Source organism: Rahnella aceris, assembly GCF_011684115.1.
Classification (GTDB): Bacteria; Pseudomonadota; Gammaproteobacteria; order Enterobacterales; family Enterobacteriaceae; genus Rahnella; species Rahnella aceris.
In genome coordinates, this window is sequence record NZ_JAADJV010000001.1 from 846107 (window position 1) to 870426 (window position 24320).

Below are 24320 nucleotides of genomic sequence, written 5' to 3' on the forward strand. Positions count from 1 at the left end.
CAGCAATGTCTGGATGTGAAGCAAATTTTGACGGCTTAGTCGGGCCGACGCACCATTACGCGGGGCTGTCGTTTGGCAATGAAGCCTCGACTAAAAACCAGAATGCGGTGGCGAACCCGCGTCTGGCGGCAAAACAGGGCTTGCTGAAAATGAAATCGCTGGCCGATCTCGGTTTTGCACAGGGGATTTTGCCGCCGCATGAACGTCCGCATCTGAGCACATTGCGCAAAATGGGTTTTGGTGGCAGCGATCGCGAAGTGCTGACTAAGGCGCAGGCTTATTCGCCGCGTTTGCTGTCGTCACTGAGTTCGGCGTCTTCCATGTGGGTGGCGAATGCGGCCACGGTGTCGCCTTCGGCAGACAGTGCAGACGGGCGTGTGCATTTCACGGTTGCCAACCTGAATAATAAGTTTCACCGGGCCATTGAGGCAGAAACCACGTCTGCCATTTTACGCGCGACCTTCCATGCCGATAAATATTTTGCCCATCACGATGCGCTGCCGCAGGTGGCGGCGCTGGGGGATGAGGGCGCGGCGAATCATAACCGGTTATGCGGTGAGTACGATAAACCCGGCGTACAGGTGTTTGTTTACGGACGCGACGGGCTGGCGACCGGCGACAACGAACCGGTGCGTTATCCGGCACGTCAGACCCGTTTAGCCAGTGATGCCGTAGCGCGTTTGCATCAGCTTGATGAAAAGCGCACGGTGTTTATTCAGCAAAATCCGCAAGCCATCGACAGCGGCGTTTTTCATAACGACGTCATTTCTGTCAGCAACGGCAACGTGCTTTTCCATCACGAGCAGGCGTTTGTGAATTCAGGCAAAGCGCTGGAGGAAATTCGTCGCAAAATGGCGGCGCTTGAGCTGGATTTCCACCCGATTGAAGTGCCGCAGTCAAAAGTGTCTCTCGACGATGCGGTCGCGACGTATCTGTTTAACAGCCAGCTCCTGACCAAATCCGACGGCAAAATGATGCTGGTGGTGCCGGAAGAGTCCCGCCAGCACACCGGCGTCTGGACGTATCTTTCAGCACTGAAAGACAGCGGTGGCCCGGTTGATCAGATTGAAGTGTTTGATCTGCGTGAAAGCATGCGCAACGGCGGTGGCCCGGCGTGTTTGCGCCTGCGTGTCGCGCTCAACCGCAACGAACTTAATGCAATCAATGTGGCTTCGCTGATGAGTGACAGTCAGTTCACGCGGCTCAATACCTGGGTGGACACGCATTATCGTGACCGGATGCAGGCCAAAGATCTGGCCGATCCACAGCTTCTGACCGAAGTGCGTACTGCGCTCGACGAACTGACCAATATTCTCGGGCTGGGTGCGATTTATCCGTTCCAGCGCTGAGCCATCACAGGAGTGAATGTATGTTTGATTTACTGGCGACGACGCTTGCCGGTGATGCGGTGAAAGAACCTGCCGGACAAACCGAAACGCTGGACTGGCAATGGCGTGGTGAAGGCATTCTCGAGCTTTCACCGCGGCAGCCCTGCGAGGCGGCGGTGGTGATTTCCGCCGGTATTCACGGTAATGAAACTGCGCCGGTTGAACTGCTCAATCAACTGGTCAGCGAGTTGCTGTCAGGCGAAAGGCTGTTGCGGGTCCGGCTGCTGGTGTTACTGGGCAATCCGCCGTCAATGCGTGTCAATAAGCGGTTTGTGGAGGCTGACATGAACCGCATGTTCGGCGGGCGTCATGCGCGTTATACACCGAATGATGAAACCCGCCGGGCGCAGGAACTCGAACAGGTGATGGCGTTGTTTTACCGCAGTGCCACGGCGGCGGGAACCACGCAGCGATTCCACTATGATTTGCACACGGCGATCCGCGGATCAAAACACGTGCGCTTCGGGCTGCTGCCTTTACAAAGTCGTCCGAAAAGCGAAGCGATGCTCGCCTGGCTCGACGCCGCCGGGCTGGATGCGCTGGTGCATCACCGTTCGCCGGGCGGTACTTTTACGCATTTCAGCAGCGATGTTTTTCAGGCCGACAGTTGCACGCTGGAACTGGGCAAAGCGCTGCCGTTCGGCAGTAACGATCACGCGCAGTTCACCGGTATCCGCCGCGCGCTGCAAACGCTGGTGAGTGGCGAACCGATGCCTGCCCGTGACGCCGCCGCGCCGCTGGTGCATTACCGTGTGGTGCAGGATGTGATCCGGTCACAGGAAGATTTCGAGTTATTTGTCCCGGCAGATGCCCTGAATTTTACAGCGTTCAGGCAGGGGTTTGTCATTGCTAAAGAAAGCGGTAAAACCTACAAGGTTGAAGCAGAGGAAGAAGTCGTGTTATTCCCGAATCCGAATGTGGCGCTGGGGTTAAGGGCAGGGCTGATGCTGATGAAAATCTGATGAGTAAAAGCACCGCAGTAGCTGCAAAACCCCCTCCCAACCTCCCCCTTCGCAGGGGGAGGAGCAGGGCAAAAACCCGCTTACGGTGCGCGCAGAGTAGAACGCGATCAGCTCCCTCCCCTGCGAAGGGGAGGGTCGGGGTGGGGTATTAATGGCATCTCAGCCGCAACTCATTCCCTTTATCGGGATGCGTTGCACCAAAAGAAAAAGGGTCCTGATTTTCATCAGGACCCTTTTTCTTTAATTTGGCGGTGAGAGAGGGGTTCGAACCCTCGATACGATTTCTCGTATACACACTTTCCAGGCGTGCTCCTTCAGCCACTCAGACACCTCACCGTGTTCGTTACAGCGCGAGCGTTGCAACGGGGCGCTACTATAGGGAGACCGCCGCGAAGGGTCAAGAAAATTTTCAGCGTTTTGTGTCAGGCGCTCAGAGTCTGTTCGCCGGGAGAATGCCGTGGCTGGCGGATTTTGAAAGCGCCCAAAAACAAAAAAGGCTCTGATTTTCATCAGAACCTTTTTTGTTTAATGTGGTGGAGAGAGAGGGGTTCGAACCCTCGATACGATTGCTCATATACACACTTTCCAGGCGTGCTCCTTCAGCCACTCAGACACCTCTCCAGTCGTCGGCTGCACCGCAGTGCTGCTGACCGGCGCTAATGTAGGGAAAAGTCGCCTCACCGTCAACACTCTTTTGCAGGTTCCATGCCGTTTAGACAAACTTAGAGCAATCTGATGATTTAAAGAGCAAAAAATGCGTTAAGGATGAACAGCCGGTATCTGGTTGCATGGCGTGATTAAAATTGCTTATCAGAATGCATAAATAAGTAGAATTTTTGCATGAAAGCACAATTATCCCGCAAACACTTTTTGTTACGGCTAAATAGCAAGATATGTTGTGGTAATCATTCATGGTAGCGGTATAACAATGCACTCTGAAAAAATGCTTCGCATAAGAACTGTACAAGTCATCCTTTGAAGCAGGGTTATTTATCACATAAGGGCAGGGGTTATTCTTGAGTCAGTCAAATAACGCGACCGCGTCGCAACACCGGACGGCAATTCCTGCCGGAGCGGGCACATTATTCTTCGTTCAGACATTCGCAACGCTCGGCTTTGCGGTGCTGTATTCCACGCTGGTCCTGTACGCCACCAAAAAACTCGGTTTCAGTGAAGATAACGCCAACGCCATCATGGGCGTGTTCGGCGCATTCAACTACGGGCTGCATATGTTCGGCGGCTACCTTGGCGGGCGTTATCTCAGCAACCGTAATCTGTTCGTGCTCGGCATGGTGTTGCAGGTCTTTGGCTGTGCGCTGATTGCGCTGGAAGGTGTGACCGGGTTGTACTGGGGATTAGCCATGTTCCTGACCGGCAGCGGACTGAATGTGACCTGTCTGAATATGATGCTGACCCAGCGTTTTGCACCGGACGATGACCGCCGTGAATCGGCCTTCCTGTGGAATTATGCCGGGATGAATCTGGGCTTCTTTATAGGCTTTGCGGTCGCCGGTTATTTCCAGCTCAGTGAAAACTACCGCGCGCTGTTCCTGTTCGCCACGTTAGGGAATGTCGCGGCGATTGTGGTGACACTTTCCCGCTGGTCGATTCTGGCCGATATCAGCACGCCGCTGAAAGAGGCCAGCCGCAGCCAGTTACTGCGCCGGATGGCGGTCGGTATTGCCATCCTGATTGTACTGGTGCCGGTTATCCGCATGTTGCTGACCCACGCAGAATTCAGCAGTTATTTTGTGGTCGCGCTGGGCATTGTGATTTTCGCATTAATGGCGCTGGTCACTTTTCGCCATCGCGATGCGGATGAACGCCGCCGCATGAAGGCGTATCTGCTGCTGGCGCTGGGTTCGTTAGTTTTCTGGACACTGTATCAGCTGGCACCCATGGGGCTGATGCTGTTCTCTGAAAACAACATCAACCTGAATGTATATGGTATCCGCGTGGCACCGCAGTGGATCCAGAACATTAATACCGTGGTTATCGTGATCGGTGGGCCGCTGATGGCACTGTGGTTCAACCGCCTGCGTCAGCGCGGCTGGAACATCGATATTCCGGCGCAGTTCTCCGCATCCCTGTTCTGTATGGGGCTGGGCATGCTGGTGCTGCCGTTGGGTATTCATCTGGCGGGCGGCGACGGCCTGGTGGCGTTTAAATGGATTGCCCTCAGCTATCTGCTGCAAAGCATCGGCGAACTGCTGATTTCACCGATCGGTTACGCGATGATCGGCAAGCTGGCACCGCCGCGTTATCAGGGTGTGATGATGGGCTGCTGGATGATGGTCACTGGCGTGGCGTCGGTGCTGGCCAGTTACATTTCCGGGCTGATGCCGCAGAACGCGGGCAGTACGCCAGCGCTGACCAATCCGGGCTACAGTCAGGTGTTTAATGCGCTGGGCTGGGGTTCCGTTATCACGGGTGTGGTGCTGCTGGTGCTTATCCCGCTGCTGCGCCGGATGATCCACCGTGAGCCGGTTGCCGCCTGATTTATTCGCAGTCTCCGTCACTCACTTCACAAGCCCCGAATTCCGGGGCTTGTTCTTTTTTACGCCACAGGGTTGCATCCCGATGATATTCAGGGAAATCTATCTGTTCACAGGAGGCTTCCCCGATGAACATTATTTTTTACCACCCTACATCTGATGCAAAACCCTGGATTGACGGAATAACAAAAAGATTACCGCAGGCCAACGTGCGTGCGTGGAAGGCGAATGATCAGGACCCGGCGGATTACGCGCTGGTCTGGCGGCCACCGCATGCCATGCTCGCGCCGCGCACGATGCTGAAAGGTATTTTCGCGCTGGGGGCGGGAGTGGATGCCATCCTGACACAGGAACAGCGTCAGCCGGGCACATTGCCCGCCGGCGTACCGTTGCTGCGCCTGGAAGATACCGGCATGGCGTTGCAGATGCAGGAATATGCGCTGGCGACGGTATTACGTTATTTCCGCCGGATGGATGAATATCAGCTCTTCCAGCAACAAAAACAATGGCGCCCGCTTGTTCCGCATTCACGCAGTGAATTCATTATCGGTATTCTTGGTGCCGGTGTGCTCGGCAGCAGCGTGGCGAAAGCACTGGTGGATATGCAATTCACCGTGCGTAGCTGGAGCCGCAGCGCCAAGTCGCAGGAAGGCGTAGAGAGTTTCTATGGTGACGATCAACTGGCGACTTTTGCCAGCGGCTGCAAAGTGCTGATCAATCTGTTACCCAACACGCCGCACACCGCCGGTGTTCTCAATCATAAACTGTTCACAAATCTTTCGCATAATGCGTACCTGATTAACCTTGGTCGTGGCGGACATCTGGTGGAAGGCGATTTGCTGCGTGCGCTCGACAGCGGGCAGATTGCCGCTGCCACGCTCGACGTTTTCGTTGAAGAACCGTTGCCGGGCATGCACCCGTTCTGGTCGCATCCGCGGGTCAGCATCACGCCACACGTCGGTGCGGATACGTTGCCGGAGCAGGCGATGGACAGCATCGTGAGTAACATTCTGGCGATAGAGGCAGGGCGCGAGCCGACGGGACGTGTCGATCCCGGCCGGGGTTACTGATATTCATCTGCTAACATTATAAATGCTGCGGTTATGTTGCCGCAGCGGAATACTTTCAAGGAGAGTACATGCCTTACCCGGTTGATTTACATATGCATACCGTTGCCAGCACCCACGCCTACAGCACGTTACATGATTACATTGATGAAGCCGCCGAAAAGGGCATTAAGCTGTTTGCCATCACTGATCATGGTCCTGATATGGCTGATGCGCCGCACTACTGGCATTTTATGAATATGCGGGTCTGGCCGCGTCTGGTGAATGGCATCGGTATCCTGCGTGGCATCGAGTCGAATATTAAAAACATTCATGGTGATATCGACTGTACCGGCCCGATGCTCAAAGAAATCGACGTGATTATTGCCGGTTTCCATGAGCCGGTGATGCAGCCCGTCGATAAAGAAACCCATACCGCTGCGATGATTGCAGCGATGGCGGGGGGTGAAGTGCATATTATTTCGCACCCGGGCAACCCGAAATACCCGATTGATATTCCTGCTGTGGCGGCGGCTGCCGCGAAATATAACGTCGCGCTGGAGCTGAATAACTCATCGTTTATTCATTCACGTGCGGGCAGCGAGCCAAATTGCCGTGCGATTGCGCTGGCAGTAAAAGAAGCCGGTGGCTGGCTGGCGCTGGGGTCAGATTCGCACATCGCTTATTCACTCGGGGGCTTTGAACATTGCGAACGTATCCTGCGTGAAATTGATTTTCCGCAAGACCGTATTCTTAATGTCAGCCCGCGTCGTTTCCTCGATTTTCTCGAGGCCCGGGGTCGCGCGCCCATTGCTGAATTAAGCGAACTGTGACATTGTCGCGACCAAATTGCGGGGGATTAACCCTTTTCATTATCTGATCAGGTTACTGTTATGAATGAATTTTCGATTGTCTGCCGCGTGCTGGGCACGTTGTTTTACCGTCAGCCGCAGGATCCGTTGCTGGTTCCGTTGTTTGGCCTGATTCAGGACGGAAAGCTGCGTGAGCACTGGCCGCTGGAGCAAGATGCGTTGCTGATCCGCTTGCAGGAAAGTGCCAATCCGCAAGCGCTGGCCGCTGAATTTAACCGTCTGTTTGTCGGTTCAGAATGTGCGGTATCGCCGTTCCGCAGTGATTATGTTGACGGCGCAAATGAAATGGATGTGCGCACATTCCTGCAACAGCGCGGTATGCCGCTGGGCGAAACGCCTGCTGATCATTTCGGTGCCATGTTACTGGCCGCCTCCTGGCTGGAAGATCAGTCGCAGGAAGATGAAGTCAGCGCGCAAATTACGCTGTTTGATGACTACCTGTTCCCGTGGTGCGGTAAATTCCTCGGTAAAGTGGAAGCCCATGCCACCAGCGGTTTCTACCGCACGCTGTCTGAAATCAGCCGCGAAGCCTTGCAGGCGATGCGCGACGAACTCGAAGAGCAACTGCCGCCGGATCTGGATGACGCGGAAGAAGACGACCAGTAATCCTGAACACAGCATGTAAAAAGCCCGGCGGTGAGTCATCACGCCGGGCTTTCTTATTATCGGTTTACTCAGACTAATCAGTAAAAGGTATCACCAACTGACCCGGTTTCACTTCAATTCCTTTCGCCAGTTTCTTCGCCATCGCTTCACCTTTGCTGTGATCGCCATTGAGCACATAAGCCGGACGCTGGTTGAAATAGGTGTTCAGCGAATTGTTCAGATAAGGCATCAGGCCTTTCATCACGTTGTCCATTTTCTCAGGCTTGATGGTGTAATCCACCACCTGCATATCCCGCAGGAAAATGGCGCCTTTCTCGCGATCATAAGTTGGATGCGCTTTCAGGGTCAGGCGCATATCGGCTTTCTGCGGGCCGAACAGTGAGGATACATCGACATGGGCGTCGCCGGTCAGCGTCACGATACCGGGTTCAGCCCGGCCAATCTGGCTGCTGAGATTGGTCAGCACCAGTTTGGCATCCACCAGTCCCGGAACGCCCAACTGTTTTTCAAAGTTGTTGTTCTTTTGCAGGTAATCATTCACCTGCTGCTCACTGATGGTGTACTGCGTCAGTTGATTACAGCCTGCCAGTAAGCTGGCACACATCAGTACTGCGGCACCCAGAAATCGCTTTGTCATTCTTCCCTCATTACGTAAAAACTATTTCGTCAGCATGACCGTAAAGCATCATGGCTCCAATCAGACAACGCTGATTAGCCTAAGTGCTGAAGGGAGGGAATAAAAGGGAAAATTGCCGGAAGCGGACTTCCGGCAAAAAGTATAACGGGCTTAGCTTGCGAGACGGGAGAGAAGATTTACCTGAGTCTGTTTCGCCATATTATCGCGGTAGGCCTGAACCCGTGAAGGCCAGTCGATGCCTTGCACAATCGACAGCGAACGCAGCAACGGCCAGAGATTAATGTCATCTTCGGAAAGCTCGCCGTTCACCGCATTCGGCTCGACGATCAGTTTGTCGAGTGCGCGCAAATCCTGACTGATTTTCTTCACCAGACCTTCGGAATGTTGCAGATGCTCCTGAAAACTGCCGCTGGCAGCCTGCTTTTTATCGGCGAAGTATTTACGGGCTTCCGGCGTGGAGAATTCTTCCAGTGGTGCGGTGGCAAAACGCGGCAACAACAGACGTCCGGTATATTCAGAAACCTGACGCAACCACGCGGCAACAGATGCGTTCAGCGGGCCGGTCAGCAGCGGTTTACCGTCACTTTTGTCGATGTAATGCACGATATCCATACTTTCCGGCATGAAGCCGCCATCCTCTTTTTGCAGGACAGGCACCATCTTTTTACCCACCATTGAAATGGGTGTTTTTTCATCGTCGTTGAGCAGCACCTTGATCTCAACCGGGATGTTCTTCAAACCGAAAATCATGCGGGCTTTCACGCAGAAAGGGCAATGTTCGTAAACGTAAAGTCTCATAGTACGTAGCTCCTGTTATCGCCGGCGGTGACCTGTAGGGTGCATGAAAACTGCCGGATGTAGGTTCGGATTTTGTCTAACGCTATGATTCAGTATGGGTATAGATGGATGTGAGATCAAACCGCATTCTCTGGAACGCGGTTTCCATCAGGGTACTGCATAAGAAATTACGGAAGATCAACCGCCGCTGAGCATGGCCGGTTCGATGCGGCGCAGGTTGAACTGCCAGTACAAACCGGTGAGGGTGATGAAGCCAACGACGCCGAGTAATAACCACGGCAATTCAGGCAGTTCGAGCGCACGGCCGGTGTCGTACATCCAGCCGCCACCGGTATAACCGATGACGCCGCCCAGAGCCAGTCCCAGACGGCTGAAGCCCATGTAGCTGCCGCGTGCGCGGGCGTCGGCCAGAGATGCACCCAGGGTTTCACGCGCCGGTTCGGCGATGATCGAACCAATGTAGAAAAAGCCAATCAGCAATAATAACGGATTGATTGAGGTAACCAGCCCGACCGGCAGCAGGCTCAATGTCATGATCAGCAGACCGAACATCAGGCGCTGTTCAAGACGGAAACGTTTTTCGCTCCAGCGGGCAATCGGATACAACAGCGTCAGCGACAGTACGGCTTCAATGGCGTACATCCATTTCACCGCCGACGGGCTGCCCGCGACATCATTGACCGCAATCGGCAACATCAGCATCACCTGCACGGTCAGCATGTAATAGCCAGTCAGCGTCAGCACGTAGGCCAGAAAACGACGGTCGCGCAGCACGCGCATCATGCCTTCGCGCATAGGGGTGCGCAGGGTGGAAATGCGGTAAGCCGGTAACAGCCAGGCGTTGCAGGCCGCGGCCAGACAAAAGATTGCGGCTCCGGTCCAGCAGACGTAATGGAAATCATATTGCAGCAGCCAGCTACCGATCAGTGCGCCAATGACGGCACCCGCGCTGTCCTGCATCATCATCAGGGAGAAGAAGCGGCTGCGCTCGTGCGGACGGGTCAGTTTTATGACCAGCGCGGTACGCGGCGGATCAAACAACGTGCCGCCAAGACCGGAGAGAATACACGAACAGACCAGAATCCACGGTTGATCGGCCATCGCCATCGTGGCAAAGCCCGCCGCGCGCAATAACATGCCGGTGATAATCATGGGTTTCGCCCCAAACCGGTCAGCAATCGCCCCGCCAAAAATGCCCAGTCCCTGTTGCGTAAGCTGACGAACGCCGAGTGCCAGGCCGACGGCCATTGCCGCCCAGCCAAGCTGATCGACAAATCGGATCGAGATCAACGGAAAAACCACGAAAAAGCCTAAAATAACCAGCGCGTTGTCTAATAACAGAAAATACTTACCCAAGCTCCGAGCTTGTGATACCAGAGACATGCTTCACCATGAGCGATTATATGTATCCTGTCCGGCAGATACAGAAAGGAGAAAAGACCGTTCCAGTCTGAACCGGAAACAGGCATTTAGATAGGGCGCTATTGATAATATTTTTTTATCGTCAAGCCGCGCTCTGACTGGCAGAATTAGCGGTGATCTGTCGTTTCCTATAAATTCTATTTATCGACCCATGCGGGATGTGGAGGGAAGGGATGTTTGGCTACAAATCTGCCGTGCCAAAGGTGCGGCTTACCACTGATCGGATGGTCCTGCGCCTGGTTCATGACCGTGATGCGCACCGGCTGGCTGAATACTACGCTGAGAACCGCGCGTTTCTGAAACCGTGGGAACCGGTCAGGGATGAAAGCCATTGTTATCCCTCAGGATGGCAGGCGCGTCTGGGGCTGATTACCGAGATGCAAAAACAAGGCAGTGCGTATTACTTCATCCTGCTCGACCCCGATGAAAATCGCGTGATGGGCGTGGCGAATTTCAGCAATGTGCTGCGCGGTTCTTTCCATGCCTGTTTCCTCGGGTATTCGCTCGGCCAGGAATGGCAGGGTAAAGGTCTGATGCAGGAAGCGTTGCAGACGCTTATCCGCTATATGCAACGCCAGCAAAAAATGCACCGCATCATGGCCAATTACATGCCGCACAATAAACGCAGCGGCCAGCTTCTCGAACGTCTCGGCTTTGAACGCGAAGGTTACGCCAAAGATTACCTGCTGATTGACGGCAAATGGCAGGACCACGTGCTGACGGCATTAACCTGGCAAGAATGGACACCCCCGTCCCGATAAGGAGAGCAACATGAAACACGAACTCAGCGCCCGGGAGGCCCGTGTTGTGGGCTGTTTACTGGAAAAACAACTCACCACGCCAGAACAGTATCCGATGACCCTTAACGGCCTGACCACGGCCTGCAATCAGAAGACGAACCGCGAGCCGGTGATGGAACTGAGCGAAAGTGACGTTCAGCAAACGCTGGATTTGCTGCTGCGTAAACACATTATCCGCACCCTGAGCGGCTCACGTACCATGAAGTATGAGCACCGTTTCTGTAATTCTGAATTCGGCAATCTCAAATTTTCCCCGCAGGAAGTGGCGGTGGTGACCACGCTGTTGTTGCGCGGCGCACAAACGCCGGGCGAGTTGCGTACCCGCACTAACCGTCTGCATGATTTCTCGGACGTTGCCGAAGTTGAACAAACGCTGACTGAACTGACAAACCGCGAAGACGGCCCGTTCTGCGTGCGTCTGGCCCGAGAACCCGGGAAACGTGAAAGCCGCTATATGCATCTTTTCAGCGGCGAAGTCAGTAATGTGGCCAGTACCCATGAAGAACCGCTGTTCAGCGCCGAGGCACAAAGCGCTGATCTGACTCTGATCGCGCGCGTGGAAACACTGGAAGCTGAAGTGGCGGAGCTGAAACAGCGTCTGGAAAATTTGTTGCAACATCTGGCTGATTAACAGGAGCGGGTTGTGAGTAAATTACGTATTGGTGTTATCGGGCTGGGTGGGATTGCGCAAAAAGCCTATCTGCCGGTGCTGAGTCACGCTGAAAACTGGACGCTGGTCGGCGGGTTTTCCCCGAATCAGCAAAAGGCGCAGACCATTTGCGACAGTTATCGTATGGCGTGTTTTTCCCGCATGGATGAACTGGCGGGCCAGTGTGACGCGGTTTTTGTGCACAGCAGCACCGCCAGCCATTTTGAAGTGGTCGGGCAATTGCTGGCGCAGGGCGTGCATGTGTATGTCGATAAACCGCTGGCTGCTGAGCTTGAGCAGGCTGAGCAGTTGGTTGAACAGGCGCGCAAGACAGGCAAAACGCTGATGGTCGGCTTCAACCGTCGCTTTGCACCGTTGTATCGTCAGCTCAAAGATAACATGCAGAGCGCTGCATCTTTGCGCATGGACAAACACCGGACGGATAGCGTGGGGCCAAACGATCTGCGATTCACCTTGCTGGACGATTATCTGCACGTGGTCGATACCGCGCTGTGGCTGGCAGGCGGTAATGCCAGTCTGGAAAGCGGTCTGATTCAGATTAACGAAGCGAATCAGATGTTGTACGGCGAACATCATTTCCTCTGTGGCGAAACGCTGGTGACGACATCGATGCATCGCCGGGCAGGGACTTTCCGCGAGAGCGTGCAGGCGGTGACTGAAGGCGCGGTGTATCAGCTGGACAATATGCAAATCTGGCGCGAGGAACAGCAGGATATTCTCACACAACTGCCGGTACCGGGCTGGCAAAGTACCCTGACACAGCGCGGATTTGTCGGTGCGATTGAACACTTTGTGACCTGCGTGAGTAATCAGACGGCGCCGGAAACCAGCGGCGAGCAGGCGATTTATGCGCAGGCAATGATCGAGAAGATTCTGAATTCTTAACAAAAAAGCCGCGCGGGATGGCGTGGTTAACACTCTATAACAACATAAAACAACTGCCGGTGGCTATTGTATTGCGGATGCGTAGACTAAGCGCATCTTTGAGCCATGCGGCTTCATCTCTCACGCCTGCTGATGCAGGCGTGATGGTTTAACTATTTGATATACATGTAAACCGGTAAACAAGAAAAGTGACATGAATCTACTTAAATCTCTGGCAGCCGTCAGTTCCATGACGATGTTTTCACGTGTATTAGGTTTTGCCCGCGATGCCATTGTGGCACGTGTATTTGGCGCCGGAATGGTCACCGACGCCTTTTTTGTGGCGTTCAAATTGCCCAATTTGTTGCGACGTATTTTTGCCGAAGGTGCATTTTCACAGGCGTTCGTGCCAATTCTTGCCGAGTACAAAACTCAGCAGGGCGAAGAAGCTACGCGCACCTTTATTGCGTATGTCTCCGGGTTGCTGACGCTGGTTCTGGCGATTGTCACCGTGCTGGGCATGCTCGCGGCGCCGTGGGTGATTTATATCACTGCGCCGGGTTTTGTGGATTCACCGGACAAATTTGCGCTCACCAGTTCTCTGCTGCGGATCACCTTCCCGTATATCCTGCTTATTTCTCTGGCCTCGCTGGTCGGAGCGATACTCAACACCTGGAACCGCTTCTCAATACCGGCGTTTGCGCCGACCTTCCTGAACGTCAGCATGATCGGTTTTGCGTTATTTGCCGCGCCGTATTTTCACCCGCCGGTGCTGGCGCTGGCCTGGGCCGTGGTGGCCGGTGGCTTGCTGCAACTCGGTTATCAGCTGCCACACCTGAAGAAAATCGGCATGCTGGTGCTGCCGCGCCTGAACCTGAAAGATGCCGGTGTATGGCGCGTAATGCGCCAGATGGGACCGGCGATTTTGGGTGTTTCCGTCAGCCAGATTTCACTGATCATCAACACGATTTTTGCCTCGTTTCTGGTCTCCGGCTCCGTGTCATGGATGTATTACGCTGACCGCCTGATGGAGTTTCCTTCCGGTGTGCTGGGCGTGGCGCTGGGCACGATTTTGCTGCCTTCGCTGGCGCGAAGCTTTTCCAGCGGAAATCACGGTGAATACAATCGCCTGATGGACTGGGGCTTGCGTCTGTGTTTCCTGCTGGCGTTGCCAAGTTCCGTCGCCCTGGGGATTCTGGCCAAACCGCTTACGGTGGCATTATTCCAGTACGGCAAGTTCAGCGCGTTTGATGCTTCGATGACGCAACGTGCACTGGTGGCCTATTCCGTCGGGCTGATGGGGCTGATCGTGGTGAAAGTGCTGGCTCCGGGCTTTTATTCACGTCAGAACATCAAAACGCCGGTGAAAATCGCCATCATTACCTTGCTGATGACGCAGGTGATGAACCTGGCCTTTATCGGCCCACTCAAACACGCGGGGCTTTCCCTGTCGATTGGTCTGGCCGCCTGTCTGAATGCTTCGCTGCTTTACTGGCAACTGCGTAAGCAGGATATCTTCCAGCCTTTGCCGGGCTGGAGAGTGTTCCTGATTAAGCTGATTGTCGCGGTGGTTGCCATGTCAGCAGCATTGCTCGGCATGATGTGGCTGATGCCTGCATGGGATGTGGGGGGAATGGCGTATCGTCTGGCGCGTCTGGCGGCAGTGGTTGCTGTCGGCGTAGTCGCTTACTTTGCCGTGCTTGGCCTGCTGGGCTTCAGGGTGAAAGAATTTGCCCGTAAGCTGGACTGACGCAGATTACAGAAACACAAAAGGGCGCATGAGCGCCCTTTTTTAATATCCACAACCGTGCGTTACATGCGTTCTACGGTTTCGATACCCAGCGTATCCAGACCGGTTTTCAGCGTGCGTTGTGTCAGCAGTGCCAGTTTCAGACGGCTGTTACGGCTGGTTTCATCTTCTGCATTAAGGATCGGGCAATGCTCGTAGAAGCTGGAGAACAGGCCAGCCACGTCGTACAGATACGCACACATGGTGTGTGGCGTGCCTTCGCGGGCGACAACGGTCAGTACTTCTTCGAACTGCAACAGACGGGTCGCCAGCGCAGCTTCACGTTCCTCGCTCAGTACAACCGGTTGAGTCAGACTGTTCACGTCGATGTCTGCACGTTTAAAGATAGAGGCTACGCGGGTATAGGCATATTGCATATACGGCGCGGTGTTACCTTCGAACGCCAGCATGTTGTCCCAGTCGAAGATGTAATCGGTAGTACGGCTTTTTGACAGATCAGCGTACTTGATTGCGCCGATACCCACCGCGTTAACCAGTTTTTCCAGCTCCCCGGCGTCTTTCATTTCCGGATTCTTTTCGGTGATCAGCTTACGTGCGCGATCAATCGCTTCATCCAGCAGATCAGACAGTTTCACCGTGCCACCTGAGCGGGTTTTGAACGGCTTACCGTCTTTGCCCAGCATCATGCCGAACATATGGTGTTCCAGCGCCACAGAATCCGGCACGTAACCGGCTTTACGCGCTATGGTCCATGCCTGCATCAGGTGCTGGTGCTGACGGGAGTCGATATAATACAGCACGCGGTCGGCCCCGAGTGTTTCGTAGCGGTATTTCGCGCAGGCGATATCGGTGGTGGTGTACAGGTAGCCGCCATCTTTTTTACGGATGATGACGCCCATCGGATCGCCTTCTTTATTTTTGTATTCATCAAGATAGACAACAACCGCGCCTTCGCTGTCGACGGCCAGACCTTTGGCCTGCAGGTCGGAAACGATGCCCGGCAGCATGCTGTTGTACAGGCTTTCACCCATCACATCGTCTTCGGTCAGGGTGACGTTCAGACGATTGTAGGTTAGCTGGTTTTGCTTCATGGTCACGTCAACCAGCTTGCGCCACATCTGCAGGCAGTATTCATCGCCGCCTTGCAGTTTCACCACGTAGCCACGCGCCCGCTCGGCGAAGGCTTCGTCTTCGTCGTAGTTTTTCTTCGCCGCGCGGTAGAATTCTTCCAGATCAGCCAGATTCATGTCACCGGCGTTTTCGTTCTGTACTTTTTCCAGATAGGCAATCAGCATGCCGAACTGTGTACCCCAGTCGCCAACGTGGTTAGCGCGGATCACTTTATGGCCGAGGAATTCATTGGTGCGCACAGCCGCGTCGCCGATAATGGTGGAGCGGATATGGCCAACGTGCATTTCTTTCGCCACGTTTGGCGCGGAATAGTCGATGACGATAGTTTGGGGTTCAACCGGTGTGATGCCCAGTTTTTCATCGTTCAGAGCGCTGTCTACATGCGCAGCAACAAAAGCAGGATCCAGGAAGATATTGATGAAACCCGGCCCGGCGATTTCGACTTTATTCGCGATGCCGCTCAGGTCTAACAGCTCAACGACTTTCTCTGCCAGTTGTCGCGGTGGCATACCGAGTTTTTTTGCCACGGACATAACACCATTAGCCTGATAGTCGCCAAACTGAGCTTTAGCGGACTGACGGACTTGCGCTTCGCTGTCGGCTGAAGCGCCTGCAGCGATCAGCGCCTGGCTGACTTTATCTGAAAGAAGTGACTGAATATTCACCGAAGTACCTTTATTTAGGAATGTGGTTGTTTGCTGTTCATCCCATGGTGGACGAACCTAAAATGATGCGTGTTTATATCATATTAGCCTTGCGGCGTCAGTATCACCGCACGTCCGGGGTAAGGAAAACGCGATTGTGCGGCATGTCTCTGGCAACCGGATGAAAGGCTGTGTAAATTACCCGACCCTGAAGATCTGCAAACGAAAACAAGATAGGATGACCGCCATGAATCACGTGCCGGAGTTACAGGATTTAGCTGATGATTTACCGCGCTTTGTCGACGTACTGACGGCGTTCGCTGCAAAATTGCACATTAATCTGGGTGGGTTTCACGCAGATCATATTTCAGTGCGTTGTCATCAGAACACGACGGCGGATCGCTGGAAAACCGGCCTGGAAAAGTGCGGCAGCCTGTTGAATGAGACCCTGATTAACGGCCGACCAATTTGTCTGTTTTCGCTCAACAAACCTTTGCAGGTCGGGCCGCTGAGTATTGATCTGGTCGAGTTACCATATCCCGGCGATAAACGTTACCCGCACGAAGGCTGGGAACATATTGAGATTGTCCTGCCCGGTGCTGAAGACGAATTATATACACGGGCGCTGGCGCTGATTGCTGATGAAGCGCTAATGACGCCCGGTATTAAGCTGAAACAAAGTGCGCCGAAAGGGGAGAACGAGCGTTTGCCTAACCCGACGCTGGCGATCACTGACGGCTCTGTGACCATCAAATTTCACCCGCACAGCCTGCGGGCGATTGTCGCCAGCGAAAGGGAAGACGGTTAACGTTGCAGCGTCAGTAACGCCGCTTCCATGCGATCCAGCGCTTTTTCCAGTAACGCGCGCTGGCAACCCAGATTGATACGCACATAAGCCGGTGCGCCAAAATCAGCGCCACCTGAGAAACCGACCCCGGCGTCCACGAAGAAATGGTAAGGGTCCTGCACCGGCAGTGCGCTGGCATCAATCCAGCCAAGGTATGTGCCTTCCGGCGCCAGCATGCGCAATCCTGGCATAGCGTTGATTCTGGCTGTCACCCGTTCGCGGTTACCTCGCAGGTATTCGAGCTGTGCGTTAAGCCATTCCTCGCCATCGCGGTAAGCGGCGGTCGCGGCGACATACGCCAAAATATTGACGTGCGGCACAATGCCGTGACTGGCCTCAAGGAATTTCCGGCGTAGTTCCGGGTCAGGAATAATCGCCATCGACGCGCCCAGACCGGCAAGGTTGAAGGTTTTGGACGGCGACATCAGCGTGATCGAACGCTGTTCGGCATCGGCATTGAGTGAGGCGAACGGGATGTGTTTCAGGCCCGGTTCGAGGATCAGGTCACAGTGGATTTCATCCGAACACACCACAAGATCGTGACGTTGCGCGAAGGCCTGCTGTTCGAGTAATTCCTCGCGACGATACACCGTGCCACCGGGGTTATACGGGTTGCAGAGCATCAGCAGCTTTTCGCTGCCATCCAGTAGATTGTCGGCCGTGGAAAAATCGGCCACCCAGCGCTGTTGCTGCTCAGTTACATTAATGGATTTAAACTGACGCCCTTCAGCCTGAGCCGCCTGCATAAACGGCGGATAAATGGGCATGGGCATCAGACTGGAGTTTTGTGGTGCAACAGTGGCGCGAACGGCGACGTTTAATCCGCACACCAGGCCCGGTAACCAGACGATCCATTCGGGCTTAATAGCCCATTCGTAACGATCCGCCAGACGTTTTACCACTAAATCAATGAGTTCCGGCGGTGTGAAACCATACCCAAATACGCCTTCTGCGACCCGTTGCTGCAACTCTTTGATAACCTGAGGCGGAGAAGTGAAGTCGGTATCGGCAACCCAAAGCGGTATCACATCCTGATTATTGTATTTATTCCACTTAACGCTATCACTGTGACTGCGGTCTACCCATAAATCAAAATTGAGTGTCATAGTTAGCTTTCCTAAGCAAACAGATTGGGTGGGGATGCTCATCTCAAAGCCTACGCGACATGGCCGGCTGCAGACAAGTGTTGTAGCATAATGCCGTAATCAGGAGAGATCACATGACTAAATTAGAAGTGTGTTGTTACAGCGTGGACTGTGCATTGACAGCAGAACAAGCCGGGGCAGATCGTGTTGAATTGTGCGCCAGTCAGGCTGACGGGGGCATTACGCCGAGTTACGGTACCCTCAAACTGGCAAGGGAAAAAGTGACCATCCCTGTACATCCGATTGTCCGTCCAAGGGGGGGGGACTTTTGCTACAGCCAGAGTGAATTTGAGGTGTTGAAAAGCGACATCGCTTGTATTCGCGATCTCGGCTATCCGGGTCTGGTGGTCGGCATGCTGGATGCGGAAGGGCATATTGATATGGCGAGAATGTGGGAGGTGATGGCGCTGTGCGGCGATATGGCCGTAACATTCCATCGCGCATTCGACATGTGCCTTAACCCGAAGATTGCACTGGAGCAGTTGACTCAGTTAGGGGTGGCGCGCATTCTGACCTCCGGGCAACAACAAAATGCTGAAGTCGGTTTACCGATGCTTCGGGAACTCAATCAGCTGACGCGTGGTCCAATTATTATGGCTGGCGCGGGTGTGCGTCTGACGAATTTGCAGAAGTTTGTGGATATCGGGCTGACGGAGTTACACAGTTCAGCAGGGCGTCAGGTGAAATCCGCCATGCGCTACCGGAAAGCCGGTGTCACTATGAGTTCTGATACTGACTTTGATGAATTCAGTCGTTATTGCGTGGATGGCGATATTGTTGCTGCAATGAAAAGCACATTGCAGTTTGACGATGAAATATCCCGCACGGCGTAATAACTCAAAGATTTAACCGGGTCATACGACCCTTATTGCGTCGCCCTGCGCAAGTACCAGGCCCCGTCATGTTGGCGGGGCTTTTTTTGTGCTCCTGATTCTGCTGTCGTTGCGTAATTGATTCGGATAATCTGTCTGCTCATCAAATTGTTACCGCCGGACAGGGACATGAAAAAGTTAGTGATTACTCTCGCGCTGTTGGGATTTACGCACTCATTATTTGCCGCTGATAAACAACCCAGCAGTGTTCTGGATAATGGTGCTGAGACATTTGCCATTGACTGTGCAGGCAACCCTCAGCAAACGACGCTGGATATGAACGATTGTTATGCGGAAAAAATCGACAAGCTGAATTGGGTGAAACAGACGTACCTTGTGGCGGCCAGAAAACGTATTGAGCAAACGGCTACAGGTCCGAACCCGGATCCTGACGCAGCAGCTGTGCTGAAAGCGTTTGATGAGGAAACTCAGGCGTGGGATGCGTTTGAAGAGAAAGCCACTTTTGCGACGTACACCGACTATCAGGGCGGGACGATCAGAGGCGTGATGTCGCTGTCGCGGAAAATGGAACTCATCGAGTTGCGTGTTAAAGATATCTGGAGCAACTGGCTGCAATATCAGGATTCAACGCCAGCGGTATTACCCGAACCAAAATTTAAAGATGACCATTAATCCGGTTTTCTTGGCCTGAAAAAGCGCCCCGGGCGGCGCTTTTTATGACGGGCAACACCTCAGCCCCAGGTCAGCAGCGCCACACCGAACATTCCTGCTTTCACCACCAGGCACATCACGAAAAGGCCTAGAACAATAACAGCCCGATCCATGAGGAATCGAATTCTTCTGCGCATTAATTTCTCCACGAAATACTTGCGTACGGATAAATTGGTTGGCCGAATTTATACACGAAATGCTATGAATCAATCCAATGATATAGCGTCAAAACGTGGAGCTTTACAAAGGGCTGTGGCTGATGCGGAAACAATTACTTCTCGTAAAAATTTTTTATTCTGATAGCGACGTCAATATTTGCCCAGTGCAATTCGTTTTCCTTGTGCAGACTGCTGCTGCCATCTTCCCAGGAAACGTAATACGACACGATGTCGTGCTCTGATTCAAAAGTATTCATCACGGTACCTTTGATATCGCCAGATCTGTGTTTAACGATGCTGCCTTTAGGGAACTTCATACTTCCTCCCGTAATGCGAACGACGATCTCCGTCATAACAAACCGATAGCCTTCTGAAAGGTTAGACCTTTTTACAGCGTGATGTACAGAGTGACGTGACTGAAAGTGAGGATAAAGTGTGAGCAATGACTTCCGCCAGACAGGAAGATGTCTGGCGGAGGAGGAAGGTCGTTATGGTTTGCGGGCGATGAGCAAGGCGCGGCGAGGAGCCGGATAACCTTCGATAGTTTTGGTCGGATCATTCGGGTCGAGGAATTCAGCCAGTGATTCGCTGGTCATCCAGTCGGTACGGCGCTGTTCTTCAAGTGTTGTGACGCTGACATCCGCAATACGCACATCCACAAAGCCGCATTTGATCAGCCAGTTTTTCAGGGCTTCAGCAGAAGGGATGAAATAAATATTCCCCATCTGCGCGTAACGGTCACCCGGCACCAGGACCTGCTCGCTGTTACCTTCGACAACCAACGTTTCGAGCACCAGTTCCCCTTCGCTGACCAGCTGATTTTTCAGTTGCAGAAGATGATCTAATGGCGAACGGCGGTGATACAGCACGCCCATGGAAAAAACGGTGTCGAAAGCGTTCAGCTCGGGTAATTGTTCGATGCCCAGCGGCAGCAAATGTGCGCGCTGATCGCCCCCCAGTAATTTACGCACGGCCTCGAACTGACACAGGAACAACTGCATCGGATCGATACCCACCGCCAGATGTGCGCCTGCACCAATCATGCGCCACATGTGATAACCGCTGCCGCAGCCGACATCTAAAATCGTGCGGCCAGCAAGGGAAGAAATGTGCGGCAAAACGCGATCCCATTTCCAGTCAGAGCGCCATTCAGTATTGATTTCAACGTCGTACAGCGAGAATGGTCCTTTGCGCCATGGCATCATATTACGCAGCAGGTTTTCAATCCCTTCGCGCTGACCGGCAGGCAAAGGGACTTCCATATTGGCGCTGACGCTGTGCAACAAATCCAGACGTTCCGGCTGCAACAGCGGCAAACGATCCACCGAGTTAAACCACAGTTTGAATTTGCCGTGCAGAGATTCTTTCTGCCACGCGGTCAGTTGCGAAGGCAAAGTATTGAGCCACGGACTTAACGGCCCTTTGGCGATAACGCGATAAAAATCACCGAAATCAATCATTGTGCTTCTCCGGCTTTCAGCGCAATCAGTGAGCCGAAGTTAAAACACTGGAACCAGACTTCCGTGTGCTGGAAACCGGCCTGATGCAGGCGGGCTTTATGCGTTTCGACGGAATCGGTCAGCATAACGTTTTCGAGCATGCTGCGTTTCTGGCTGATTTCCAGCTCGCTGTAGCCGTTCGCACGTTTGAAGTCGTGATGCATATTGAACAACAGTTCGCCGACGTCTTTGTCTTCGAAGCTGAATTTTTCTGACAGCACCAGCGCCGCGCCCGGACGCATGCCCTGATACACCTGATTCAGCAAACGCTGGCGGTCAGCCGGTTCGAGGAATTGCAGGGTAAAGTTGAGCACTACCATCGAGGCATTTTTCAGCTCGATATCGAGAATATCGGATTCGATCACGCTGACCGGTGTATCCGCACGGAAAGCATCAATGTGACGACGGCAGCGTTCCACCATGGCGGGAGAGTTATCGACAGCAATAATTTCGCAACCCGGCACCTTAATGTTACGACGCATCGACAGCGTGGCAGCACCCAGCGAACAGCCCAGATCATAGACATTGGAGTCGGGCTGAACGAAGCGCTCGGCGAGCATGCCAATCATCGAAATAATGTTGGAATAGCCCGGAACAGAGCGTTGGATCATGTCAGGGAAAACTTCCGCGACGCGTTCATCGAACGTCCAGTCGCCAAGCTTATCTATAGGTGCAGAAAACAGCGTATCGTGGTTTGCCATAGCGGTGAGTCAGGCCAAAAAGAATGTGGGTAAAAAGTTGAGGGCAGATTTTAGCAGATACTGGCGCAGGCAGATACCTGCGCGCCTGGGAGTTGTTTCAAAAGGGCATCAAATCTGTCTGGCAAATGTTCCGTGCTCAGTCAAAGTTGAGGAATTGCGACCACGGCAGATAGATAATATTGATCACCACCATCAGCACCAGAGAAATATAGGTGGCAGCCATGCCATTACGGCGCCAGGCAAATTCGCGGTTTTTCAGCCCGTAATAATGGAATAACCGGCCGAGGATCAGTAACAGGCCGCAGGCGTGTACAGTCCATATCGCCGCGCCGTTCATTTCCATATACAACAATAATAAACAGCCAATCGGCAGATATTCTACAGCGTTGCCGTGTACACGTATGGCGGTTTGTAATTCGTAGGATCCGCCGTCGCCGGTGGCGATACGGTATTGCATCCGCAGACGGACAACATCGAAAGAGAGTTTGATCAAAAGTATGGCGGCAAGCACGACATATAACGCGCTAATCATGATGACTTCCTTGGTTATTCCCTGTATCCCGGCGGAACAGCACTGATTTTCCGCTGCGTAGCCATGATAACGGGAAGGCATAAAACTGTCGTCAGAAAAACCTGAATATTCTTAGAACAACGCATCCTGCTCCGGCCAGTCCGGCGCGGGCTGGACCGAAGGAATGTGCTGACGCAGATCCTGCCACAGGTAGCGTGCCTGCTGGGGCGCGTCGGAACAATCGGGCGTATGAATAAACAGATACGGTGACAATCCCTGTGATTGCCAGTCGTTGAGTTTTGCAATCCACTGGCCGAAAAGTGGACGGTTTGCCTCAAGACTGTCGCCGCCGATAAAGCGGACAATCGGGCGGGAGGATGTCGCCAGCGCGTGCAGCGGCAGTATCGGTTTTTTGCGTTTGGCTTCGAGCACCGCTTCGGTGGTGGAGGTTGAGCTGTGAACCGGGCGACTGTCAAGGATCGCACGATTAATGCCGCGCAGATGTAATCCCTGATTCAGCGCCCGTTCTTCCTCACCTTTATTGAAGAAATCCGCATGGCGCACTTCAACGCCGTAATCGAAACCGGCGGGCAGGGCATCAAGAAATTGCCACAGGCGATCAAGATGTACGGGCGCAAATGCGGCAGGAAGTTGCAGCCAGAGCTGGCCGATGCGTTCACCGAGCGGTTCGAGTGTGCGGTAAAACATATCGACGTCTTCCTGACAATTCGCCAGTGCGGCTTTATGGCTGATGATGGAAGGAAATTTGAAACAAAAACGAAAGGTCTCCGGCGTCATGTCGCGCCAGCGCATCACCACATCCTGTTTGGGCAGGGCGTAAAAAGTCGTGTTGCCTTCGACACAATTGAAGTACCGCGCGTAATCCGCCAGATCACGTAAACCCATCTTTGCCCAGGCGCTGTGATGCCATTGCGGTAAACCAATATACATATCGATGCTCCCTTTTCCGGGCCAAATCCCAAATAAAACGCCGCCTCAGCGGGCGGCGTTCAGGCATGAAAATCAGGGTAACGTTACTCTGGCAACGCGGCAAGCACTTCGGCAGTGGAACGGACACGGCTGATACGCGGGAAAATAAACTGCATGCTGGACTGATGATGGTCATTGTTGTGTGCGCTGCACGCATCTTCTGCGATCACCAGTTCATAGCCATGTTCCCAGGCATTACGGGCCGTAGATTCCACGCCGATGTTGGTGGAAATACCGGCAAGCACGATGCTTTTAATGCCGCGGCGACGCAGTTGTAAATCCAGATCGGTGCCGTAAAACGCGCCCCACTGACGTTTGATCACCAGCAGATCGCTGTCGGTTACGCCCAGTTGTTCCGGGAATTCCCACCAGCTTGCCGGTAAACCGCCTTCCGGCGCAGCCGCAGGGACATCAACCGGTTGTTTCAGCGCTTCGTCAAAAGAGTCAGACCAGCCCACGCGCACCATGACGACCGGCGCACCCAGTTTACGGAAACGGGTTGCCAGTTCAGTGGCATTATCCAGCACCTGCTGTGCGGTGTGCGGGCCGCCTGCGAACGGTAAAATTCCTTTCTGTAAGTCAATCAGTACCAGCGCGGTGTTTTTTGGATCAAGTTTCATGTTTAGCTCCCGGTTTTCAAAATGGGTAATGAGAGAAAGGAATCATTTAGTGCGTGTACAAAGGGGATTGCGTGAGTCTATGCTAGCGCGGGGAGCAAAAAGATATAATTTTGTTAAATTATGTGTAGCCAGCAACACGAGTGAATTTCCGCGCCAGCGTTGACGTGTTCGCACTTATCCTTCGCCGGAAATTCCTTTATAATAGCCGCCTTTTTTCGAC

Annotated in this window: 25 protein-coding genes and 2 tRNA genes; 13 read left to right on the top strand and 14 right to left on the bottom strand. The window is 53.5% G+C overall.

From position 1 onward, the window contains the following. Positions 1-5 precede the first annotated feature (5 nt). Together astB and astE are read left to right on the top strand one after the other, a co-directional pair. A complete protein-coding gene (gene astB / locus GW591_RS03815) occupies positions 6-1349 on the top strand; it encodes an N-succinylarginine dihydrolase (RefSeq protein WP_013575008.1) in 1344 nt (447 codons plus the stop codon). 20 nt (positions 1350-1369) lie between these two features. Then, positions 1370-2350: a succinylglutamate desuccinylase gene (gene astE / locus GW591_RS03820; RefSeq protein WP_112197720.1), complete on the top strand. Its 981-nt coding sequence runs from the start codon at positions 1370-1372 to the stop codon at positions 2348-2350. Positions 2351-2596: 246 nt separating this feature from the next. Here the strand turns inward: astE and GW591_RS03825 are convergent. The 3 genes from GW591_RS03825 to GW591_RS03835 all read right to left on the bottom strand — a co-directional run bounded on the left by GW591_RS03825 (position 2597) and on the right by GW591_RS03835 (position 2971). Beyond that, positions 2597-2686: transfer RNA gene (locus tag GW591_RS03825), tRNA-Ser, on the bottom strand. Positions 2687-2780: 94 nt separating this feature from the next. Then, positions 2781-2924: a hypothetical protein gene (locus tag GW591_RS03830; RefSeq protein WP_153375011.1), complete on the bottom strand. Its 144-nt coding sequence runs from the start codon at positions 2922-2924 to the stop codon at positions 2781-2783. Next, a tRNA-Ser gene (locus GW591_RS03835) sits at positions 2882-2971 on the bottom strand. The genes GW591_RS03830 and GW591_RS03835 overlap by 43 nt, the downstream gene beginning before the upstream one ends. A 395-nt stretch (positions 2972-3366) precedes the next feature. Between GW591_RS03835 and GW591_RS03840 the strand changes: the two genes are divergently transcribed. The 4 genes from GW591_RS03840 to GW591_RS03855 all read left to right on the top strand — a co-directional run bounded on the left by GW591_RS03840 (position 3367) and on the right by GW591_RS03855 (position 7369). Continuing rightward, on the top strand, positions 3367-4848 hold the full coding sequence (locus GW591_RS03840; protein WP_013575010.1) for a peptide MFS transporter: 1482 nt from the start codon (positions 3367-3369) through the stop codon (positions 4846-4848). Between the two features lie 125 nt (positions 4849-4973). After that, a complete protein-coding gene (ghrA, locus tag GW591_RS03845; RefSeq protein ID WP_166860137.1) occupies positions 4974-5915 on the top strand; it encodes a glyoxylate/hydroxypyruvate reductase GhrA in 942 nt (313 codons plus the stop codon). Between the two features lie 68 nt (positions 5916-5983). Then, positions 5984-6724, top strand: coding sequence for a phosphatase (locus tag GW591_RS03850; RefSeq protein ID WP_013575012.1), 741 nt, complete (start codon positions 5984-5986; stop codon positions 6722-6724). 60 nt (positions 6725-6784) lie between these two features. Next, positions 6785-7369, top strand: a complete 585-nt coding sequence (locus tag GW591_RS03855; protein ID WP_013575013.1) for a TorD/DmsD family molecular chaperone — start codon at positions 6785-6787, stop codon at positions 7367-7369. Positions 7370-7442: 73 nt separating this feature from the next. Here GW591_RS03855 and GW591_RS03860 read toward each other — a convergent pair whose 3' ends face one another. From GW591_RS03860 to mdtH, 3 genes are all read right to left on the bottom strand, one after another. After that, positions 7443-8006 (bottom strand): lipoprotein, encoded by a 564-nt coding sequence (locus GW591_RS03860; RefSeq protein ID WP_013575014.1) that lies wholly within the window; start codon positions 8004-8006, stop codon positions 7443-7445. Between the two features lie 150 nt (positions 8007-8156). Continuing rightward, a complete protein-coding gene (gene grxB / locus GW591_RS03865) occupies positions 8157-8804 on the bottom strand; it encodes a glutaredoxin 2 (protein WP_013575015.1) in 648 nt (215 codons plus the stop codon). Positions 8805-8981: 177 nt separating this feature from the next. Continuing rightward, on the bottom strand, positions 8982-10187 hold the full coding sequence (gene mdtH, locus GW591_RS03870) for a multidrug efflux MFS transporter MdtH (protein ID WP_037035854.1): 1206 nt from the start codon (positions 10185-10187) through the stop codon (positions 8982-8984). Between the two features lie 212 nt (positions 10188-10399). Between mdtH and rimJ the strand changes: the two genes are divergently transcribed. The 4 genes from rimJ to murJ all read left to right on the top strand — a co-directional run bounded on the left by rimJ (position 10400) and on the right by murJ (position 14310). Beyond that, positions 10400-10987 carry a ribosomal protein S5-alanine N-acetyltransferase gene (gene rimJ, locus GW591_RS03875; RefSeq protein WP_013575017.1) on the top strand — a complete coding sequence of 196 codons (588 nt, stop codon included), beginning with the start codon at positions 10400-10402 and terminating at the stop codon, positions 10985-10987. Between the two features lie 10 nt (positions 10988-10997). Beyond that, positions 10998-11657, top strand: coding sequence for a DUF480 domain-containing protein (locus tag GW591_RS03880; RefSeq protein ID WP_013575018.1), 660 nt, complete (start codon positions 10998-11000; stop codon positions 11655-11657). Positions 11658-11669: 12 nt separating this feature from the next. Then, positions 11670-12581 carry a Gfo/Idh/MocA family protein gene (locus GW591_RS03885; RefSeq protein ID WP_166860139.1) on the top strand — a complete coding sequence of 304 codons (912 nt, stop codon included), beginning with the start codon at positions 11670-11672 and terminating at the stop codon, positions 12579-12581. 193 nt (positions 12582-12774) lie between these two features. Beyond that, positions 12775-14310 (top strand): murein biosynthesis integral membrane protein MurJ, encoded by a 1536-nt coding sequence (gene murJ, locus GW591_RS03890; RefSeq protein ID WP_013575020.1) that lies wholly within the window; start codon positions 12775-12777, stop codon positions 14308-14310. A gap of 62 nt (positions 14311-14372) precedes the next feature. Here the strand turns inward: murJ and argS are convergent, their stop codons facing one another. Then, on the bottom strand, positions 14373-16106 hold the full coding sequence (gene argS / locus GW591_RS03895; RefSeq protein WP_119261469.1) for an arginine--tRNA ligase: 1734 nt from the start codon (positions 16104-16106) through the stop codon (positions 14373-14375). Between the two features lie 217 nt (positions 16107-16323). On the opposite strand from argS, the gene GW591_RS03900 reads away from it, so the two are divergent. Continuing rightward, a complete protein-coding gene (locus GW591_RS03900) occupies positions 16324-16893 on the top strand; it encodes a VOC family protein (RefSeq protein ID WP_015689674.1) in 570 nt (189 codons plus the stop codon). Here the strand turns inward: GW591_RS03900 and GW591_RS03905 are convergent. Then, the gene (locus GW591_RS03905) at positions 16890-18038 is read right to left on the bottom strand and encodes a MalY/PatB family protein (RefSeq protein ID WP_013575023.1); all 1149 of its coding nucleotides are present in this window, start codon (positions 18036-18038) and stop codon (positions 16890-16892) included. The genes GW591_RS03900 and GW591_RS03905 overlap by 4 nt on opposite strands. Before the next feature lie 113 nt (positions 18039-18151). Here GW591_RS03905 and cutC point away from each other — a divergent pair, with 113 nt between their 5' ends. Next, positions 18152-18910: a copper homeostasis protein CutC gene (gene cutC / locus GW591_RS03910; RefSeq protein ID WP_013575024.1), complete on the top strand. Its 759-nt coding sequence runs from the start codon at positions 18152-18154 to the stop codon at positions 18908-18910. Between the two features lie 168 nt (positions 18911-19078). Next, on the top strand, positions 19079-19582 hold the full coding sequence (locus tag GW591_RS03915) for a lysozyme inhibitor LprI family protein (protein ID WP_013575025.1): 504 nt from the start codon (positions 19079-19081) through the stop codon (positions 19580-19582). Positions 19583-19892: 310 nt separating this feature from the next. Here the strand turns inward: GW591_RS03915 and GW591_RS03920 are convergent, their stop codons facing one another. From GW591_RS03920 to GW591_RS03945, 6 genes are all read right to left on the bottom strand, one after another. After that, positions 19893-20096, bottom strand: a complete 204-nt coding sequence (locus GW591_RS03920) for a hypothetical protein (protein WP_013575027.1) — start codon at positions 20094-20096, stop codon at positions 19893-19895. A gap of 171 nt (positions 20097-20267) precedes the next feature. Continuing rightward, positions 20268-21239 carry a tRNA 5-methoxyuridine(34)/uridine 5-oxyacetic acid(34) synthase CmoB gene (gene cmoB / locus GW591_RS03925; protein WP_013575028.1) on the bottom strand — a complete coding sequence of 324 codons (972 nt, stop codon included), beginning with the start codon at positions 21237-21239 and terminating at the stop codon, positions 20268-20270. Next, positions 21236-21979, bottom strand: coding sequence for a carboxy-S-adenosyl-L-methionine synthase CmoA (cmoA, locus tag GW591_RS03930; protein ID WP_013575029.1), 744 nt, complete (start codon positions 21977-21979; stop codon positions 21236-21238). Before cmoA ends, cmoB begins: the two co-directional genes overlap by 4 nt. A gap of 136 nt (positions 21980-22115) precedes the next feature. After that, positions 22116-22511, bottom strand: coding sequence for an MAPEG family protein (locus GW591_RS03935; RefSeq protein WP_013575030.1), 396 nt, complete (start codon positions 22509-22511; stop codon positions 22116-22118). A 111-nt stretch (positions 22512-22622) separates the two neighbouring features. Next, positions 22623-23441 carry a DUF72 domain-containing protein gene (locus GW591_RS03940; protein ID WP_166860141.1) on the bottom strand — a complete coding sequence of 273 codons (819 nt, stop codon included), beginning with the start codon at positions 23439-23441 and terminating at the stop codon, positions 22623-22625. Positions 23442-23524: 83 nt separating this feature from the next. Next, positions 23525-24100: a hydrolase gene (locus GW591_RS03945; RefSeq protein WP_112198650.1), complete on the bottom strand. Its 576-nt coding sequence runs from the start codon at positions 24098-24100 to the stop codon at positions 23525-23527. Between the last annotated feature and the right edge of the window lie 220 nt (positions 24101-24320).

Bases quoted from the DNA above. Each gene is read 5' to 3' on its own strand.
- GW591_RS03920 (WP_013575027.1), bottom strand. From the start codon at position 20,096: ATGAAGTTCCCTAAAGGCAGCATCGTTAAACACAGATCTGGCGATATC.
- cmoB (WP_013575028.1), bottom strand. From the start codon at position 21,239: ATGATTGATTTCGGTGATTTTTATCGCGTTATCGCCAAAGGGCCGTTA.
- GW591_RS03860 (WP_013575014.1), bottom strand. From the start codon at position 8,006: ATGACAAAGCGATTTCTGGGTGCCGCAGTACTGATGTGTGCCAGCTTA.
- grxB (WP_013575015.1), bottom strand. From the start codon at position 8,804: ATGAGACTTTACGTTTACGAACATTGCCCTTTCTGCGTGAAAGCCCGC.
- mdtH (WP_037035854.1), bottom strand. From the start codon at position 10,187: ATGTCTCTGGTATCACAAGCTCGGAGCTTGGGTAAGTATTTTCTGTTA.
- GW591_RS03915 (WP_013575025.1), top strand. From the start codon at position 19,079: ATGAAAAAGTTAGTGATTACTCTCGCGCTGTTGGGATTTACGCACTCA.
- GW591_RS03940 (WP_166860141.1), bottom strand. From the start codon at position 23,441: ATGTATATTGGTTTACCGCAATGGCATCACAGCGCCTGGGCAAAGATG.
- GW591_RS03935 (WP_013575030.1), bottom strand. From the start codon at position 22,511: ATGATTAGCGCGTTATATGTCGTGCTTGCCGCCATACTTTTGATCAAA.
- cutC (WP_013575024.1), top strand. From the start codon at position 18,152: ATGACTAAATTAGAAGTGTGTTGTTACAGCGTGGACTGTGCATTGACA.
- cmoA (WP_013575029.1), bottom strand. From the start codon at position 21,979: ATGGCAAACCACGATACGCTGTTTTCTGCACCTATAGATAAGCTTGGC.
- astE (WP_112197720.1), top strand. From the start codon at position 1,370: ATGTTTGATTTACTGGCGACGACGCTTGCCGGTGATGCGGTGAAAGAA.
- GW591_RS03850 (WP_013575012.1), top strand. From the start codon at position 5,984: ATGCCTTACCCGGTTGATTTACATATGCATACCGTTGCCAGCACCCAC.
- GW591_RS03855 (WP_013575013.1), top strand. From the start codon at position 6,785: ATGAATGAATTTTCGATTGTCTGCCGCGTGCTGGGCACGTTGTTTTAC.
- GW591_RS03905 (WP_013575023.1), bottom strand. From the start codon at position 18,038: ATGACACTCAATTTTGATTTATGGGTAGACCGCAGTCACAGTGATAGC.
- GW591_RS03900 (WP_015689674.1), top strand. From the start codon at position 16,324: ATGACCGCCATGAATCACGTGCCGGAGTTACAGGATTTAGCTGATGAT.
- ghrA (WP_166860137.1), top strand. From the start codon at position 4,974: ATGAACATTATTTTTTACCACCCTACATCTGATGCAAAACCCTGGATT.
- rimJ (WP_013575017.1), top strand. From the start codon at position 10,400: ATGTTTGGCTACAAATCTGCCGTGCCAAAGGTGCGGCTTACCACTGAT.
- GW591_RS03945 (WP_112198650.1), bottom strand. From the start codon at position 24,100: ATGAAACTTGATCCAAAAAACACCGCGCTGGTACTGATTGACTTACAG.
- GW591_RS03830 (WP_153375011.1), bottom strand. From the start codon at position 2,924: ATGAGCAATCGTATCGAGGGTTCGAACCCCTCTCTCTCCACCACATTA.
- astB (WP_013575008.1), top strand. From the start codon at position 6: ATGTCTGGATGTGAAGCAAATTTTGACGGCTTAGTCGGGCCGACGCAC.
- murJ (WP_013575020.1), top strand. From the start codon at position 12,775: ATGAATCTACTTAAATCTCTGGCAGCCGTCAGTTCCATGACGATGTTT.
- GW591_RS03880 (WP_013575018.1), top strand. From the start codon at position 10,998: ATGAAACACGAACTCAGCGCCCGGGAGGCCCGTGTTGTGGGCTGTTTA.